The organism is Streptomyces sp. NPDC002784 (genome assembly GCF_053592135.1).
In genome coordinates this window covers 87,777-104,744 of sequence record NZ_JBSFVD010000023.1, presented here as the reverse complement: position 1 = coordinate 104,744, position 16,968 = coordinate 87,777, and the positions used below count along the sequence as shown (strand labels likewise).

At 72.8% G+C, this 16,968-nt stretch carries 12 protein-coding genes; 8 read left to right on the top strand and 4 right to left on the bottom strand.

Going from position 1 to position 16,968, the window contains the following annotated elements:
- Positions 1-208 (top strand): hypothetical protein (locus tag ACWD1Z_RS30355; protein ID WP_451122888.1); only part of this gene is annotated, 208 nt, incomplete at its 5' end.
- Between the two features lie 275 nt (positions 209-483).
- Here ACWD1Z_RS30355 and ACWD1Z_RS30350 read toward each other — a convergent pair.
- Positions 484-1,035, bottom strand: a complete 552-nt coding sequence (locus ACWD1Z_RS30350) for a MarR family winged helix-turn-helix transcriptional regulator (protein ID WP_389416443.1) — start codon at positions 1,033-1,035, stop codon at positions 484-486.
- Between the two features lie 149 nt (positions 1,036-1,184).
- Here ACWD1Z_RS30350 and ACWD1Z_RS30345 point away from each other — a divergent pair, with 149 nt between their 5' ends.
- Complete coding sequence (locus ACWD1Z_RS30345) at positions 1,185-2,450, top strand: MFS transporter (protein WP_451122900.1); 1,266 nt, start codon at positions 1,185-1,187, stop codon at positions 2,448-2,450.
- Position 2,451: 1 nt separating this feature from the next.
- Here the strand turns inward: ACWD1Z_RS30345 and ACWD1Z_RS30340 are convergent, their stop codons facing one another.
- Positions 2,452-4,101: an ATP-binding SpoIIE family protein phosphatase gene (locus tag ACWD1Z_RS30340; RefSeq protein WP_451122886.1), complete on the bottom strand. Its 1,650-nt coding sequence runs from the start codon at positions 4,099-4,101 to the stop codon at positions 2,452-2,454.
- 215 nt (positions 4,102-4,316) lie between these two features.
- Positions 4,317-5,696, bottom strand: a complete 1,380-nt coding sequence (locus ACWD1Z_RS30335) for an NAD(P)/FAD-dependent oxidoreductase (RefSeq protein WP_451122884.1) — start codon at positions 5,694-5,696, stop codon at positions 4,317-4,319.
- 385 nt (positions 5,697-6,081) lie between these two features.
- Between ACWD1Z_RS30335 and ACWD1Z_RS30330 the strand changes: the two genes are divergently transcribed.
- Both ACWD1Z_RS30330 and ACWD1Z_RS30325 read left to right on the top strand, forming a co-directional pair.
- Complete coding sequence (locus ACWD1Z_RS30330; RefSeq protein ID WP_451122882.1) at positions 6,082-6,876, top strand: TetR/AcrR family transcriptional regulator; 795 nt, start codon at positions 6,082-6,084, stop codon at positions 6,874-6,876.
- 290 nt (positions 6,877-7,166) lie between these two features.
- Entirely contained in the window at positions 7,167-9,125 is a 1,959-nt protein-coding gene (locus ACWD1Z_RS30325) for a sigma-70 family RNA polymerase sigma factor (protein WP_451122880.1), read from the top strand.
- Positions 9,126-9,138: 13 nt separating this feature from the next.
- Here the strand turns inward: ACWD1Z_RS30325 and ACWD1Z_RS30320 are convergent, their stop codons facing one another.
- Positions 9,139-11,238 carry an asparagine synthase-related protein gene (locus ACWD1Z_RS30320; protein ID WP_451122879.1) on the bottom strand — a complete coding sequence of 700 codons (2,100 nt, stop codon included), beginning with the start codon at positions 11,236-11,238 and terminating at the stop codon, positions 9,139-9,141.
- Between the two features lie 693 nt (positions 11,239-11,931).
- Between ACWD1Z_RS30320 and ACWD1Z_RS30315 the strand changes: the two genes are divergently transcribed.
- The 4 genes from ACWD1Z_RS30315 (at position 11,932) to ACWD1Z_RS30300 (ending at position 16,933) form a co-directional block, all read left to right on the top strand.
- The gene (locus tag ACWD1Z_RS30315) at positions 11,932-13,356 is read left to right on the top strand and encodes an MFS transporter (protein WP_451122877.1); all 1,425 of its coding nucleotides are present in this window, start codon (positions 11,932-11,934) and stop codon (positions 13,354-13,356) included.
- Positions 13,357-13,432: 76 nt separating this feature from the next.
- Positions 13,433-14,641, top strand: coding sequence for an L-2-hydroxyglutarate oxidase (gene lhgO / locus ACWD1Z_RS30310; protein WP_451122875.1), 1,209 nt, complete (start codon positions 13,433-13,435; stop codon positions 14,639-14,641).
- Positions 14,642-14,691: 50 nt separating this feature from the next.
- The gene (gene trmB, locus ACWD1Z_RS30305; protein ID WP_451122873.1) at positions 14,692-15,534 is read left to right on the top strand and encodes a tRNA (guanosine(46)-N7)-methyltransferase TrmB; all 843 of its coding nucleotides are present in this window, start codon (positions 14,692-14,694) and stop codon (positions 15,532-15,534) included.
- A gap of 52 nt (positions 15,535-15,586) precedes the next feature.
- Positions 15,587-16,933, top strand: coding sequence for a PrsW family glutamic-type intramembrane protease (locus ACWD1Z_RS30300; protein WP_451122871.1), 1,347 nt, complete (start codon positions 15,587-15,589; stop codon positions 16,931-16,933).
- The last annotated feature ends 35 nt before the right edge of the window (positions 16,934-16,968 follow it).

Below are 16,968 nucleotides of genomic sequence, written 5' to 3'. Positions count from 1 at the left end.
GTTGACTTTTGGCACGCTGTTGAGTTCTCAAGGAACGGTCGCTTCCTTTGTACTCACCCTCTCGGGCTTTCCTCCGGGCTTCCCTTCGGTCTTGCTTTTCCGACTCTATCAGACCCTTTTCCGATCCGATTCCCTGTCGGCGGGATTCGCTTTCCGGCCTCTCGGCCTTCCGGCGGTGTCGACTTTATCAGATCCTTTCGGTGTCTGACGCCCTGTCAACCGGGCTTGTCCTCGCGGCCGTTGCGGGCCGTTCCGACGTCTCAAACCTTAGCGGATTCCCCCGGCAGTTCCTAATCGGACTGCCGAGCCCCATTCGAATTGAATTCGGGCACGCCGAATTCACCCCGGCTGGAGTTCGTGCTGGTGATTTGAGATGCCGCTGATGCGGCTGAGGCGCTACCGGAGAACCGTTACGGCTCGGCGGCAACCCGAAGAACTCTACGGATCGGGCAGGGGGGTGTCAAGCGACCCCTGTCAAGATCTTTAATCGAGGTCGGTCAGCCGCCCGCCGGCGTCCGGCTGGGCGTGCTCCACCCTGCGCAGCAGCCGGGTGAGCACCTCACCGAGGGCCGTGCGCTCCTCCGCGGAGAGGTCCTGGAGCAGGTCCTCCTCGAAGCCCGAGGCGAGGCGCATGGCCTCTGTCCACTTCTCCCGGCCCTCTGTCGTGAGCTCCACGATGACGCGGACCCGGTTGGACTCGTCCCGCGCCCGGGTGACCAGGCCCTCGGCGACCATGCGGTCGATCCGGTGGGTCATCGCGGCTGGCGTGAGGCCGAGGCGCTTGGCGAGCTCGCTCGGGCCCAGGCGGTACGGAGCGCCGGACAGGACGAGGGCCTTGAGGACCTCCCACTCGGTGTTGCTGATGCCAAGCGTGGCGGTCTGGCGGCCGTAGGCGACGTTCATGCGGCGGTTCAGCCGGGACAGCGCCGAGACGATCTTCTCGACCTGTGGGTCGAGGTCCTGGAACTCGCGCTGGTAGGCGGCGATCTGCTCTTCGAGTGTCGGCTCGTTGCTGAGGCCGGAGGTGTCGCCCATGCGTCGCAGTATCGCATGGCCCTTAGGGCATTGAAGTCCTTGGATGTGTACTCTTTAGGTTCGAACTTTAGCTTTGAAGTCTTGAGGTCTAACCACTTCAGGTCTAACTACTTGAGAGGGTGAACGTGACCAGGGCGAGGGGCGCCGCGATGCGCCGGATCCACGTGGGCAACGCACTCAGCGCGTTCGGGCTGGGCTTCACGGTCCCTTATCTGTACGTCTATGTGGCGCAGGTGCGGGGTCTTGGTGCTGTCACGGCGGGTCTGGTGCTCGCCGTGTTCGCCGTGGCCGCGTTGGTCGTGCTGCCGTTCGCCGGGCGGGCGATCGTGCGGCGCGGCCCGCTTCCGGTGCTGCTCGCCGCCCTGGTCACCGCCGCGATCGGCGCGCTGAGCCTCGGCCTGGCGGGGAACGCCACGGCCGTACTGCTGTCGGCGGCGGCGCTCGGGGCCGGTCAGGCCGTGATGCAGCCGGCGCTGGCGACGATGATCGTGGACGTGTCGACGGCGGAGACCCGGTCGCGGGCCTTCGCGACACAGTTCTTCCTGCAGAACCTGGGTCTCGGTGTCGGTGGTCTCATCGGCGGTCACCTGGTGGACACGACCCGGGTGTCCTCCTTCACCCTGCTCTTCGCGATCGAGGCGGCGATGTTCCTGCTGCTCGTCGTGGTGATGGCGACCGTGCGGATGCCGCGCGCGCCGCGGATCGGGGCGGCTCCGGCGCAGTCGGTGAAGGGCAGCTGGAAGCAGCTGCTCGGGAACCGGGCGATGGTGCAGCTGTGCGTGCTGGGCTTCGTGCTGTTCTTCGCCTGCTACGGCCAGTTCGAGTCGGGGCTGAGCGCGTACGGCGTGGAGGCCGCCGGGATCTCCACCTCGGCGCTCGGGACGGCTCTGGCCGCCAACACGGCGGTGATCGTCGTGGCGCAGTTCGCGGTACTGAGGTTCGTCGAGCGGCGGCGTCGGTCCCGGGTGATCGCCGCGGTGGGGCTGATCTGGGCGGTGGCGTGGGTCTCGGCGGGGTACGCCGGGCTCGGGCACGGCAGCCAGGAGATGGCGACGGCGGCGTTCGTGGCGACGTACGCGCTGTTCGGGCTGGGTGAGGCGATGCTGTCGCCGACGGTCGCGCCGCTGGTGGCGGATCTCGCGCCCGAGGGGATGGCGGGCCAGTACAACTCGGCGTTCGCCCTGGTGAAGCAGCTCGCCCTGGCGGTGGGTCCGGCGGTGGGCGGTCCGATGGGCGCCGCGCTGCACGCGCCGTACATCGTGACGTTCCTGCTGTTCTCCCTCGGCATCACCTGGCTCGCGCTGCGGCTGGGGCGGCAGCTGACCGCCGTACAGGATCAGCCGGCGTCGGCGAGGAGCCGGGTGGTGGCGCAGCGGGGTGCTCCGGCCGAGGGGCAGGCTCCGGCGCACCTCTGAGTCAGGCGCCTCCCTTGGGCAGGGCGAACTCGCACCACACCGCCTTGCCGCCGCCGGGGGTCCGTCTGGATCCCCACGCGGAGGCGATCGTCGCGACGATCGCGATGCCCCGGCCCGACTCGTCGGCCGGGTCCGCGCGGCGGCGCCGCGGGAGGTGGTCGTCTCCGTCGGTGACCTCGACGATCAGCCGGCGGTCGGTGCGGCGCAGCCGCAGGCGCATGGGCGGGGTGCCGTGCTGGAGGCTGTTGGCGACCAGTTCGCTGGCCGCCAGGACGCCCAGGTCGTGCAGGTCCGTCGGGAACCGCCAGCTGGTCAGGACGCCGGAGGCGAACGCACGCGCGCGGGGGGCCGCTTCCACGCCGCCGAGCAGTTCCAGGGCGGCGTTGCGGAACAGGTCGCCGTCCGGGCCCGTGCGGGCCGGGTGCTGGAACACCAGGACCGCCACGTCGTCGTCGTGGTCCGCGGTGACGCCCGCGGAGCGGACCAGGCGGTCGCAGACGACCTGGGGCGTGCCGGTGGCGCCGGCCAGGGCGCGCTCCAGGGACGCGATGCCCTCGTCCAGGTCTTCGTTCCGGCGCTCCACCAGGCCGTCCGTGTAGAGGACCCCCGTGGAGCCGGGGCTCAGCGGGATCGAGCCCGAGGCGTGCATCCAGCCGCCGGTGCCGAGCGGCGGGCCGGTCGGCTCGTCGGCGCGCAGCACGGTGCCGCTCTCGTCGCGGACCAGGATCGGCAGGTGCCCGGCGGAGGCGTACACCAGCCGGCCCTCGTTCGGGTCGTGGATGGCGTAGACGCAGGTGGCGATCTGGTTGGCGTCGATCTCGGTGGCGAGGCCGTCCAGCAGCTGCAGCACCTCGTGCGGGGGCAGGTCCAGGCGGGCGTAGGCGCGGACCGCCGTGCGGAGTTGGCCCATGACGGCCGCCGCCCGCACGCCTCTGCCCATCACGTCGCCGATCACCAGCGCCGTACGGCCGCCGCCGAGGGTGATGACGTCGTACCAGTCGCCGCCGACCGCGGCCTCCGTGCCGCCGGGCTGGTAGGTCGCCGCGATGCGCAGGTCGTCCGGCTGTTCGAGTTCCTGGGGGAGCAGGGAGCGCTGGAGCGTCACCGCGGTCTCGCGCTGGCGGCGTTCACTGGCGCGCAGGCGCTCGGCGGCCTCGGCGTGGTCGGTGACGTCGGTGGCGAAGACCAGCACTCCTCCGTCGCCCTCGGCGACCGGGGTGCAGGTGAAGGTGTAGGAGCGGCCGTCGGGGGCCCTGCGGGACTTGACCGTGCGGGGCTTGGCGCTGCGCAGGACCTGGTCCAGGAGCGGGAGCAGGCCCAGTTCGTCCAGCTCCGGCAGGGCCTCGCGGGCCGGTGCGCCGAGCGGGCGGACGCCGAAGGCGGCGGCGTAGGCGCCGTTGACGTAGGCGAGGCGGTGGTCGGTGCCGTGGACCAGGGCGACCAGGGCCGGCACCCGGTCGAGCACTTCGCGTGCCGGGAGTTCGTCGAGGGCGGGGACGGGCGGGGCGTCGTCGGTGAGCTGCTCGGCTCTGGCCGCGGGGACGGAGCCCGCGCTCTCGCCGCGCCGCTCCGCCGGGACCGCGTGGTCGGTCCGCGCAGCGGCGCGGCGCTGCGTTCCGGGGAGCCGGGCGCTCCAGCGCGTGAAGTTCACGAATCCTTGCCTCGTGTCGTCGTCTTCGGCCAGCTCCGGACCCGGGCGGGGGTCTGGGTGGTGGCTCCCCGGGGATGCAGCGCTGCGGGGACGGTGTCGTGGGAGTCGGGGGGCGGGCGGCTGCCCGTCCGGCGTCGGGGGTCAGTCTGGCAGTGTGGCGGATCGGGCCGACAACCGTCAGACGCCTGCCCGGCCGGTGGAGTTCCTGGGTCCGGTCAGGACGACCCCTTCGGGTCGTTGTCGGTGTCGACAGAATGCTTTCCACCGGCCGCGAGTTCGAACTCCGCTCGGGGGTGTTCGAGTGAACCGAGGGAGACGATTTCCCTCTTGAAGAGCCCGGACAGCGTCCATTCGGCCAGGACCCGGGCCTTTCGGTTGAAGGTGGGCACCCTGCTCAGGTGGTACACGCGGTGCATGAACCAGGCAGGGTAGCCCTTCACCTTGCGCCCGTAGACGTGTGCGACGCCTTTGTGCAGTCCCAGGGAGGCCACCGAGCCGACGTACTTGTGGGAGTACGTCTCCAGCGGCTCGCCGCGCAGGGCGTGCGCGATGTTGTCGCCGAGGACCTTGGCCTGGCGCAGCGCGTGCTGGGCGTTGGGGGCGGTCTCCGTGCCGGGCCGCTCGGCGGTGACGTCGGGGACGGCGGCGGCGTCTCCCGCGGCCCACGCGTGCGTGGCGCCCTCGATCGTCAGCTCGGCGGTGCACTTGAGCCGTCCGCGTTCGGTGCGCGGGAGGCCGGTGGCGGCGACCAGGGGGTGCGGTTTGACGCCGGCCGTCCACACGACCGTACGGGTCGGGAAGCGGGCGCCGTCGCTGAGCACCGCGGTCCGGTCGACGCAGGATTCCAGCCGGGTCTTCAGGCGTACGTCGATGTTGCGGCGGCGCAGTTCGGTGACCGTGTAGCGGCCCATCTTCTCGCCGACCTCGGGGAGGATGCGGTCCGAGGCCTCGACGAGGATCCACTTCATGTCCTCGGGGCGCACGTTGTGGTAGTAGCGCGCGGCGTAGCGGGCCATGTTCTCCAGCTCGGCGAGCGCCTCCACGCCCGCGTAGCCGCCGCCGACGAAGACGAAGGTGAGGGCCGCGTCGCGGATCGCGGGGTCGCGCGTGGAGGAGGCGATGTCCATCTGCTCGATGACGTGGTTGCGCAGTCCGATGGCCTCTTCGACCGTCTTGAACCCGATGCCGTGGTCGGCGAGTCCGGGGACGGGAAGGGTGCGGGAGACCGAGCCGGGGGCGAGGACGAGTTCGTCGTAGGCGATCTGTTCGGGGCCGGCGCCCCCCTCCTCGGTGGCGAGGGTGGCGAGGGTCGCGGTGCGCGCGGCGTGGTCGATGGAGCGGACCTCGCCGACGACGACCCGGCAGCGGCCGAGGACGCGGCGCAGCGGTACGACGACATGGCGGGGGGAGATCGAACCGGCCGCCGCCTCGGGAAGGAAGGGCTGATAGGTCATGTACGGGTCGGGTGAGACGACTGTGACCTCGACTTCTCCGCGATTGAGTTCCGGTTTCAACTTTCGCTGGAGTCGCAGGGCCGTGTACATCCCGACGTAGCCACCGCCGACAACGAGAATGCGCGCACGTTCCTTCACCATCCCATGACGCACCCAGCGCTTGAGTTTGTCCACAGCCTCAGCAATTTGTGTGACCGCGAGCCATCGCGGGGCCGGGTTGGCCGAATTGCCGGAGTACGAGGAAGATCCGCAGGTCAACCGGTGTACGCCGGGGGGTCGCAGGGGGCGCAACCGGGACGTTTGCGACCCGTACGCCGATCGGGGGGCGCTCTGTGCGGAACGTGCCCCTTCTGAATTGACTCCCTCTCAACTATGTTCGTGTGTCGACGGGGTGTAGGGGGATGCGCTCGTCGGGCTCAACGGCTTCGCGACGGGCGGGCTCGGGTCCGGGCATGTTCCACAACGCTCCGGCTGTCGAATGACGGGGGTGTCTCCGGGGGGAGACGTCATTACCGGGGGAACGCTTATGCATGTTCAGGACTCTCATTGGTCGTCCACGTCCGCCATCACCTCCGGCGGCGGAGCGATGGGCGCGACGATGGGTGGAGCCATGAATGCAGCGGGGAACGGACGCGAGAGTGCGCGGACGGCACCGCTGCGGGTGGACGCACAGCGCAATCTGGAGCACGTGCTCCGTGCGGCACGCGAGGTCTTCGGCGAGCTGGGATACGGCGCGCCCATGGAGGACGTGGCCCGGCGCGCACGGGTCGGCGTCGGGACGGTGTACCGCCGCTTCCCGAGCAAGGACGTACTGGTGCGCCGGATAGCTGAGGAGGAGACCTCCCGGCTGACCGACCAGGCCCGGGCGGCGCTCGGGCAGGAGGACGAGCCGTGGTCGGCGCTCTCGCGCTTCCTGCGGACCTCGGTGGCGTCCGGTGCCGGGCGGCTGCTGCCGCCGCAGGTGCTGCGCGTCGGGGTCGCGGAGGACCACCCGGACGACCCGGGGTTCGACGAGGCGCGGGTGCCGCAGCAGCGGACCCAGCCGGGCGCGGGCGAGCTGCGGCTGGTGCCGGGGGAGACTCCGGGTCCGGCCGGGCCGGCCGACGACGACGCCGGTGCTTCGGCGCTGCTGGAGGTCGTGGGGCAGCTCGTCGACCGGGCGCGTGCGTCCGGTGAGCTGCGGGCCGATGTGTCGGTGGCGGACGTCCTGCTGGTGATCGCGACGGCGGCGCCCTCGCTGCCGGACCCGGCCCAGCAGGCGGCGGCCTCGGCACGGCTGCTGGACATCCTGCTGGAGGGGCTGCGCTCACGGCCGTCCTGACCCGGCGCCCGACGGGGTGACTCGAATAGGTGACGAGGAGGCGGGGACGCCGTGTGCGCTCCCGCCTCGGGCACCCTGGACAAGCCGGTCGGGAAGGCCGGAAAGCGGCCCAACTCCCGCCCGGGGCACGTCATTTGCACCTTCCCCGTTCGGGTGACCGCTAGTACTGGTTCGCGTGAAGTCCCCACGGACGAGTGGATGGCCCCCGCTGTCGGCCGCCGACCAAAATCCGGTATGGCACTCTGACCCGGTGTTCGGGACTGGTTGGGCTGCGGCGGGGGCTTTCCGCGATGGGCGTTGACGGGCGGGACGGGTCACTCGGTGACGGTGACGCGGAGGACGGCGGCCCGGCCTCGCCTCATGTGCCGAGTCAGGGCGGGCGGGCTGATCTTCCGCTGGGCGGCGAGCCGTTGGTGGCCCCGATCCCCGCTCAGGGGGGCGAGCCCGTGGAGGGCAGCGTCCCCGCGCAGCGGGACTGGCGCGAGGACAGCGTTCTGCCCCCGCCCAGGGACCTGCCGCTGTCGGACGCCGATCTGATCGGGCGGATGCGCTCGGGCGACGACTCGGCCTACGAGGAGCTCTACCGCCGGCACGCCGACGCGGTCCGCCGGTACGCCCGCACCTGCTGCCGCGACGGCCACACCGCGGACGACCTCACCGCCGAGGTCTTCGCCAGGATGCTCCAGGCGGTCCGGGGCGGTACCGGCCCCGAGCACGCCGTACGCGCGTATCTGCTGACCTCGGTCCGGCGCGTCGCGGCCACCTGGACGAAGACCGCGAAGCGGGAGCAACTGGTCGACGACTTCGCGGTGTTCGCCTCCCAGGCGGCGCGCTCCTCCGAGGTGTCCGACGACGACACCCTCGAGCTGGGCGCGGAGGTGCGCGCGATGCACGAGGCCGAGCGGTCGATGGCCATGCAGGCCTTCCGGTCGCTGCCGGAGCGCTGGCAGGCCGTGCTGTGGCACACCGAGGTCGAGGACGAGTCGCCGAGCGAGGTCGCCCCGCTCTTCGGGCTCGACGCCAACGGCACGCGCGTGCTCGCCAGCCGGGCCCGCGAGGGCCTGAAGCAGGCCTATCTCCAGGCCCATGTCAGCGCCAGCCTCGTCGGCGACGAGGAGTGCGCCCGCTACGCCGACCGGCTCGGCGCCTACGCCCGCGGGGGCCTGCGCACCCGGGCCGAGCGGGGGCTGCGCAAGCACCTGGAGGAGTGCGCCAAGTGCCGCTTGGCCGCGGGCCAGATCAAGGAGGTCGCCGGGGGTATCCCGGCGGTCGTGCCGGTCGCGGTCATCGGGTGGTTCGGCGCGGCCGGGTACGCCAAGGCCGCCGCGTTCATCGCGGGCGGCAGCGGAGCGGGCGCCGCGGGTGCCGCGGGCGCGGCCGCCGCGGCGGGCGGTTCCTCCTCCGGTGCGGCGGGCGCCGGTGGCGGGGCCGCGGCCTCCGAAGGTCTGGGCGCGCCGGTGAAGGCCGGCATCGCCGCCGGTGTGGTCGCCGTGGCCGTCGCCGCGGTGGCCCTCGCGCTGGTGGCCGACGACGATCCGGTGCCGAAGCCGGACGCCAAGCCGCCGGTCACCTCCCAGGCGCCCGTCGTCGAGGAGGCCGCGCCCTCCAAGCCGCCGGTCGAGCAGCCGGCTCCGCCCGTCTTCGCCGCCGAGCCCGCCCCCAGGCCCACGCCCGAGCCGACCCCCACTCCCACGCCGACCCCGACGCCCGCCCCCGCCCCGAAGCCGAAGCCCACGCCGTCGCCCCCTCCGACGCCGACCCCCACGCCCAGGCCGACGCCCACCCCCACACCGACGCCGACGCCTCCGCCCGCTCCGGCCGAGTACCAGTGGAGCGAGCTGTCGTACGACGTCAACGGCGACGGCACCGGGCCCGAGATGCGCATCGGCGAGAGCAGCTGGGTATGGCAGCGCTACGGGGTGTCGATCGCCGGGAAGCGGTACACGCACGGGGTGACGGTGCACGGCGCGTCCTCCGTCACCATCGATCTCAACCGGGAGTGCACCGCGTACCGGGCCATGGTCGGCGTCGACGACATGAACCTGACGCTGGGCGAGTTCGCCTTCTCCGTGTACGCCGACGGGGTACGGCTGTGGCGGTCCGGAATGATCAGGGCCGGTGACCCGGCGGTCCCCGTCTCGGTCGGCCTCGCGGGACGCGACACGGTACGGCTGGTGGTGGAGCCGCACGGCCACCTCGACAGCGTGCTCCTCGCGGACTGGGCCGAGTCGAAGTTCCGCTGCCAGTAGGCCGGATGGGGCCCTAGGCCCGCCGCGCCCCCGCACCCGCGCCCAGCGCCCCCCGCTGCGGCGTGATTCCGGCGGGGACCGCACGCGCGCGTGCCGGGGTTCCCGTCCAGCAGGTGCCTCGGCGGGCCAGCAGGCGGGTGAGCCAGAGCTCCAGGGAGACCAGGTCGGCCAGGCCGTCCAGGGGGAGGGGCTCGCCCTCGGCCGCCGAGCGCAGCGCCTTGCGGACCACGCGGGCCTCCACCAGGCCGGCCTGGGCCAGCAGCGGGGTGCCGAAGAGCGCCATCAGGTCGTTCGCCGCCACCCTCAGCCCCGCGCGGGCCGCCACCGCCGCCGGGGTGGGGGAGGTCGCGCCCCAGCCCGGCGGGAGGTCGGCCACGCCGGCGCCCTCCAGGACCGTACGGAGGATCGCGGCGCGTGCGCCGGGCCGTACGCGCAGGGCCTCGGGGAGGGCGCGGCAGGCGCGGACGACCTGGTTGTCGAGGAACGGCGCGTGCAGGCGCTGGAAGCGGATCTCGGCGGCCTGCTCCAGGACGCGCAGGTCCGCCGCGTGCCGGGCGAGCGCGGCACGCGCGCGGTAGTCGCCGGGGCGCTGTCCCGGGCCGACCCCGGAGCGGTGCGTCGCCCCTTGCAGGCGAACCGATACTTCAGCCAGCGCCTCGCCCGTCAGCCAGCGCGCCGCCGGGCCCGGTCTGGCCCAGGTGAGGGCCGCGAGCGACGCCCCTACGGCACCTCCGGGGTCGTCGAACCGGCGGTGCAGGAGCCGCTCGGCCAGTGCCTCCAGACCCGTGCGGTACGGCGTGCGCGCCAGCTTGCGGGCCGCGCCGTACACGCGCGCGGGGACCATCACCGAGCCGTCCGCCCTCGCGAGCGCGGCGACGGGACGGACCAGGTGCCTGCGCCGGCGGTCCATCAGCAGGTCGGTCAGCCGGGCCGGGTGGGCGTCCAGCACCTGGCGGGCGCCGTAGCCGGTGAAGTGGTCCGCGCTGCCCGCGGCCAGCCGCGCCCGGTGCCGGGCCGCCGTCACCAGGGACGGCCCCGGTTCGTCGGTCAGGGGCCCGTCCAGGTCGGCGTACGGCAGTGTCTCCTCGCCGCCCGTCACCACCACGTGGTGCAGGCGCGGGTTGGCCGCGAGGGTGCCCGCCCGTTCCAGCTCGGCCTCCCGGCCGCCCACGGCGAGGTCGTTGAAGGTGACCGCCAGCAGCCGCTCCCCCGCGCCCGTGCCGTGGCCCAGCACCGTGCCCGGCATGCCGGGCAGGCCCGCGGCGAGCAGGGCGAGGGTGCCGGAGGCCGGGCCGCCGGAGAGGTCCGCCCCGATTCCGGGAACGGGCATCCCGCGCGCGGCGCGGCGTTCGGCGGGGCCCATGCCCGGGACGGGGCCGGGGTCGATGTCGGCGCCGGGCACGTGCCGGGGTGCGGACAGCCGGGCCCGTACGGCGTCCACCAGCGCGTCGCGTACGGCGTCCACCGCGCTGTCCGGGTCGGCCGGGGGTGCCGCCACCGCGAGGGAGGCGACCGGCTCGTACCCGGCGATCTCCCGGGCCCCGGCACGCAGGATCAGCGCGTGCCCCGGCGGGATGCGCCGTACGCCGTCGTAGGGGGTGGAGTCGTCCAGGGCCGCGGGGACGTCCGGGGCGGCGAGCAGGGCGGCCAGGTGACCGAAGTCGAGGTTCGCCTCGATGAGGTCGGCCAGCGGCAGCGCGGCGGTCGCGTAGGCGGTGCCGCCGGACCAGGGGGTGTAGAACACCGGCCGGGCGCCCGCCAGATCGCCGCACACCATGACCCTGCGGCCGACCTGGACGACGGCCGTGTAGCTGCCGGGCCAGGCCGTCAGATGCCGAAGTGCCCCGCCCCGCGCGGCGAACAGGCCCACCCGCAGCTGCTCGTCGCTGGCCCCGCAGATGCCGAGGACGGCGATCCGGTTCTGGGGGTCGGCCTGCACCACGCGCACCTCGTCGGGGCGCCAGTCGCCGACCGCCCACAGCGGATCCGGGTCGCCCCACAGGAGTTGGGAGCCGACCGGGTGCACGCTCTCGCCGTCGGGCCCGGTAGCCCCCGCGGAACCGATCACGGCGGCCCCCGCGGCGGTGCTGCTCCATCCCACCAACCACCGCATCGACGCCTCCACAGGCTGTGGACCACCAGTGCACCGCACGAACCGGTTCACCATGCTGCCATGAAGGACGCGTGCCCGAGTCGCGGCGACACCGCTTGAGATCCGTGAAGTGCGCCCCCGCGGGCGCCCCCACAGGGCATCCATACCCGCGCAGAGCAAGGAGACCACCCGGCCGGGGCGACGCGAATGCGCCCCCGATTCACTCCCCGAGAACGCCCTTCGCGCCCTCAATTTCCATGGTGGGAGCGGTAATCACCCGCAAGAGGCAGGGTCGGTTTTCGGCCAAATCGGCGTGACGACGACAGGTTTGGCCACTCTCCGTACAGGCCCTGCGCACTACTTGGCGTGTGCGCAGTCCGGGAGGCGGGACTCGCCCCCCGGACCGTTCCGCCGCCCGCGGGGATGAAGGCGGCGGTGTCCCCCAGCCCACTGGATCCAGTACAGCGGGCCGACCCACGCACGATCCATGGAAGCGCTCCCCGGATGGCCGGAGAAGAGCGCACACCCGGGCGCACGGCCACACAGCGGGAGCACGTCGCAACCGTCCGTACCTGAACCGCACTTCAGTACGGACCACAATCCCGCCATCCGGAAGAACGCCCCTTAACGCTTGGGATGCGGCGAACTACGCTGGGTTTACGAATGCCGCGTGGTTATGCCAACGCGGCAGCCGTCTGTGTCGAGGGGTGGCGCATGTCCAGGGAGCAACGCGGGCCGAACGAAAAACTCGGCGCCGTTCTCGCCCTCGCGGGAATCAGCAACGCCGGCCTCGCGCGCCGCGTCAACGACCTTGGCGCACAACGCGGGTTGACACTTCGCTACGACAAGACCTCGGTGGCGCGCTGGGTGTCGAAGGGAATGGTGCCGCAAGGTGCGGCGCCGCACCTCATCGCCGCCGCCATCGCCCAGAAGCTCGGCCGCCCGGTGCCGCTCCACGAGATCGGCCTGGCGGACGCGGATCCCGCCCCCGAAGTGGGCCTCGCCTTCCCCCGGGACGTCGGCCAGGCGGTCCGGTCGGCGACGGAGCTCTACCGTCTCGACCTCGCCGGACGGCGCGCCGGCTCCGGCGGCATCTGGCAGTCGCTGGCCGGCTCGTTCGCGGTCAGCGCCTACGCGACGCCCGCCTCACGGTGGCTGATAACCCCGGCCGACAGTTCGGTGGCGCGCGAGGTGAACCCCGCCGAGGGGTCCGGCGCACCGGTCAAAGTCGGCCACAGCGATGTGCAGAAACTGCGGGAGGCCGCCGAGGACGCCAGGCGCTGGGACTCCAAGTACGGAGGCGGCGACTGGCGTTCGTCCATGGTGCCCGAGTGCTTACGGGTGGAGGCGGCGCCACTGCTGCTCGGCTCCTACTCCGACGAGGTGGGCCGGGCACTGTTCGGGGCGAGCGCCGAACTGACCCGGCTCGCGGGGTGGATGGCCTTCGACACCGGACAGCAGGAGGCCGCGCAGCGGTACTACATCCAGGCGCTGCGGCTGGCCCGGGCGGCGGCGGACGTGCCGCTCGGCGGGTATGTGCTGGCCTCCATGTCCTTGCAGGCGACGTACCGCGGCTTCGGTGACGAGGGCGTCGACCTCGCCCAGGCCGCGCTGGAGCGCAACCGCGGTCTGGCCACCGCGCGCACCATGAGCTTCTTCCGGCTCGTCGAGGCACGCGCGCACGCACGCGCGGGGGACGCGCAGGCGGCGGGCACCGCGCTCAAGGCGGCCGAGGGCTGGCTGGAGCGCTCCCGGGACGGCGACCAGGACCCGTCCTGGCTCGGCTTCTACTCCTACGACCGCTTCTGCGCGGACGCCGCCGAGTGCTACCGCGATCTGAAGGCGCCGCGTCAGGTGCGCCGGTTCACGGAGCAGGCACTGTCGAAGCCGACGGAGGAGTTCGTGCGCTCGCACGGGCTGCGGCTGGTCGTCTCCGCGGTCGCCGAACTGGAGTCCGGCAACCTCGACGCGGCATGCGAGCAGGGCGTGCGGGCGGTGGAGGTCGCGGGGCGGATCTCCTCGGCGCGCACCACCGAGTACGTGAAGGATCTGCTGCACCGCCTCGAGCCCTACGGGGACGAGCCGCGGGTGGTGGAGCTGCGGGAGCGGGCCCGTCCGCTGCTGATGACTCCGGCGTAGGTTCCTTCGCCTCTCCCCCGGGTTTGAAGGCATTGTCAGTGGCGCAGTGCACTATCGGAGGCGGGAGGTGGTGCTGGTGCGGTCGGTCGCATACGACGGTGATGTGCTCGTGGTCGGCGGGGGGATCGTCGGGCTGTCCACGGCGTACGCGATCACGCGGGCCGCGCCCGGCACCCGCGTCACCGTGCTGGAGAAGGAGACCGGGCCCGCCCGGCACCAGACCGGGCGGAACAGCGGGGTGATCCACAGCGGGATCTACTACCGGCCCGGATCGCTGAAGGCGCGGTACGCCGTGCGCGGTGCCGCCGAGATGGTCAAGTTCTGCGCCGAGTACGACATCGCCCATGCCGTCACCGGGAAGCTGATCGTCGCCACCGAGCGCTCGGAGCTGCCCCGGCTGCACGCGCTGGTCCAGCGCGGACGGGAGAACGGCATTCCGGTGCGGGAGCTGGGCGCCGCGCAGATCGCCGACTACGAGCCGGAGGTGCGCGGACTGGCGGCCATACAGGTCGGCACCACCGGGATCTGCGACTTCGTGGGGGTCGCCCGGCGGCTGGCCGAGGCGTCGGGGGCGGAGATCCGGTACGGCGCCGAGGTCGTACGAGTGGACCGGCGGCCGGAGCTAGGGGTCGCCGTGCGCACGGCGGACGGGGACGTGGTGCGCGGGCGGGTGCTCGTGAACTGTGCCGGGCTGTACTGCGACGAGGTCGCCCGGCTCACCGGGGACGAGCCGGGGATGCGGATCGTGCCGTTCCGGGGGGAGTACTACACGCTGGCGCGGCCCGAGCTGGTGCGGGGGCTGGTGTATCCGGTGCCGGATCCGGCGTTTCCGTTTCTCGGGGTGCATCTGACCCGCGGGATCGACGGAGGGGTCCACGTCGGGCCCAACGCGGTGCCGGCGCTGGCCCGGGAGGGGTACGGCTGGGGGGTCGTACGGCCCCGGGAGCTCGCCTCGACGCTGGGGTGGCCGGGGTCGTGGTCGATAGCCCGGCGGCATTGGCGGTACGGCGCGGGGGAGCTGCGGCGGTCGGTGTCGAAGGCGGCGTTCGCGCAGGCGGTACGGCGGATGCTTCCGGCGGTGACCGAGGAGGATCTGCTGCCCGCGGCGGCGGGGGTGCGGGCGCAGGCGGTGCTCCGGGACGGGACGCTGGTGGACGACTTCCTGATCAAGGAGGGGGCGCGGGCGGTGCATGTGCTGAACGCGCCTTCCCCGGCGGCCACGGCGTCCTTGCCGATCGGGCGGGAAGTGGCCCGGCGGGCGCTGGCGGTGCTGGGGTCGGTGTGAGGGGCTCCTCCGCTGCCGCGCACTCCGTCTCCCGTAAAATCGACCCCACTGTGTCTGACTCCCTCCACACCCCCGAAGCCCTCCACTCCGCCCCCGGTCACGAGCCCGGTGCGCCCCTTCGGCGAGCGCGGGCCAAGGGGGAGCCGCGGTTCCCCGACGGGCCCCAGCCCGATCCCGCCGGGTCGCACTTCGAGCGGCGGATCCGGAGTTTCCAGCCCCGCCGCAGCCGGGTGACCACGGGACAGGCGGACGCGCTGCAGCGGCTGTGGCCCGCGTGGGGCCTGGACATCGACGGCCAACAGGTCCTCGACCTCGGCCGGCTCTTCGGGAACGACCATCCGGTCGTCCTGGAGATCGGGTTCGGGATGGGCGAGGCCACCGCCCAGATGGCCGCCGCGGACCCGGCGACCAATGTGCTCGCCGTCGACGTGCACACCCCGGGCCAGGGCAATCTGCTCAACCTCGCCGAGCACCAGGGACTGACCAACATCCGGGTCGGCAACGGCGACGCCATCATCCTGCTCCGCGAGATGCTCGCCCCGGACTCGCTCGACGGGCTCCGGGTCTTCTTCCCGGACCCCTGGCCGAAGAAGCGGCACCACAAGCGGCGGCTGATCCAGCCGGAGTTCCTCAGCCTCGCCGCGACCCGGCTCAGGCCCGGTGCGATCCTGCACTGCGCGACCGACTGGGAGCCGTACGCCGCACAGATGCTCGAGGTGCTGACGGCCCACCCGGGCTTCGAGAACACGCAGGCCGACGGCGGTTTCGCGCCGCGTCCCGGGTTCCGGCCGCTGACCCGTTTCGAGGGCCAGGGACTGGACAAGGGTCATGTCGTGAACGACCTGCTCTTCCGGCGCGTACCGCACGGAGACGAATCCCCCGCCGGCGCCTGAGCCCACCGCACTCCTGTGCGGGCAGCGCCCTTCCCTCGTTAGGGTCAATGCCGTGGCCACCAGTCCCCCGTACCCGACGCAACCCCCCGGTCCTCCCGGGGGCACACTGCGGCACGCGCACTGGTGGCAGCGGACGGGGGTGCGCTACGGCGCGCTGATCACCCTTCTCACCCTCTCCGGCCTGGTGATCCTCGCCCTGGTCCGCGAACAGACCGGCACCGAGGGTTTCCTGGTCGGGCTCGGCCTGGCGGTGCTGCCCGTGCCGCTGCTCATAGCCGCCTTCCGGTGGCTGGACCGGGTCGAGCCGGGCCCCTGGCGCAATCTGCTGTTCGCCTTCGCCTGGGGCGCCTGCGCGGCGGCGCTGATAGCCATCGTCGCCAACAGCTTCGCGACGAGATGGATAGCGACGGCCACCGCGGACCCGTCCAGCGCCGACACCCTCGGGGCGACCGTGATAGCGCCGGTCGTGGAGGAGTCGGCGAAAGCGGCCGCCGTCCTGCTCGTCTTCCTCTTCCGGCGCCGTGACTTCACCGGGCTGGTCGACGGGGTGGTGATATCGGGAGTCACCGCCACCGGCTTCGCGTTCACCGAGAACATCCTCTATCTCGGCACCGCCTTCGGCACCGACCAGATCACCGGCGGCAGCGGCATCGCCTCCGTGACGGCGGCGACCTTCTTCGTGCGCATCGTGATGTCGCCCTTCGCGCACCCCCTCTTCACCGTCCTCACCGGCATCGGCTTCGGCATCGCCGCGCTCTCGGGCGAGCGCCGGCGCCGGCTGCGGGCCCTGCTGCCGCTGACGGGGCTGCTGCTCGCGATGGGCCTGCACGCGATGTGGAACGGCTCCTCGGTCTTCGGCCCGTACGGCTTCTTCGCCGTGTACGGGGCGATCATGGTCCCGGCGTTCGGGCTGCTGACCTGGCTGGTGATCTGGACCCGGCAGCGCGAGCTGCGCACCGTGCGGGAGGAACTGCCCGCCTACGCCGTCGCCGGCTGGCTCACCCCGGGCGAGCCCTTCGCGCTCGCCTCCATGCGGGCCCGGCGCCTGGCCCGGCAGTACGCCCGCCGCCGCGCCGGGAGGCAGGCGGCACGGGAGGTGGCGCGCTACGAGGCGTACGCGACCTCGCTGGCGTTCCTGCGCCACCGGGGGCGCCGGGGCCGCGCGGGTGCCGACTTCGTCCTACGGGAGCAGGAGCTGCTGCGGGAGCTGTGGCGCCGCCGGAAGGTCGCCCGCCCGGCCCTGGACCACGCGGCCCGCGCCATCGCCCCGCCGGTGCCGGTGGTGGCGGCGCCCTGGCCGATGTACGGCGTCTACGGCTACCCGGCGCAGCCGACGTACCAGCCCTATCCGGCGTACCCGACGGGCCCGTACCCCGCCTACAACCCGTACCGGTCGTAAGGGGCCGCTGTCGTAGGAACCGCGGACACCAAAAA

Coding starts and splice junctions, on each gene's coding strand:
- ACWD1Z_RS30350 (WP_389416443.1), bottom strand. CDS start 1,035: ATGGGCGACACCTCCGGCCTCAGCAACGAGCCGACACTCGAAGAGCAG.
- ACWD1Z_RS30345 (WP_451122900.1), top strand. CDS start 1,185: ATGCGCCGGATCCACGTGGGCAACGCACTCAGCGCGTTCGGGCTGGGC.
- ACWD1Z_RS30335 (WP_451122884.1), bottom strand. CDS start 5,696: ATGGTGAAGGAACGTGCGCGCATTCTCGTTGTCGGCGGTGGCTACGTC.
- ACWD1Z_RS30330 (WP_451122882.1), top strand. CDS start 6,082: ATGCATGTTCAGGACTCTCATTGGTCGTCCACGTCCGCCATCACCTCC.
- ACWD1Z_RS30325 (WP_451122880.1), top strand. CDS start 7,167: ATGGGCGTTGACGGGCGGGACGGGTCACTCGGTGACGGTGACGCGGAG.
- ACWD1Z_RS30320 (WP_451122879.1), bottom strand. CDS start 11,238: ATGCGGTGGTTGGTGGGATGGAGCAGCACCGCCGCGGGGGCCGCCGTG.
- ACWD1Z_RS30315 (WP_451122877.1), top strand. CDS start 11,932: ATGTCCAGGGAGCAACGCGGGCCGAACGAAAAACTCGGCGCCGTTCTC.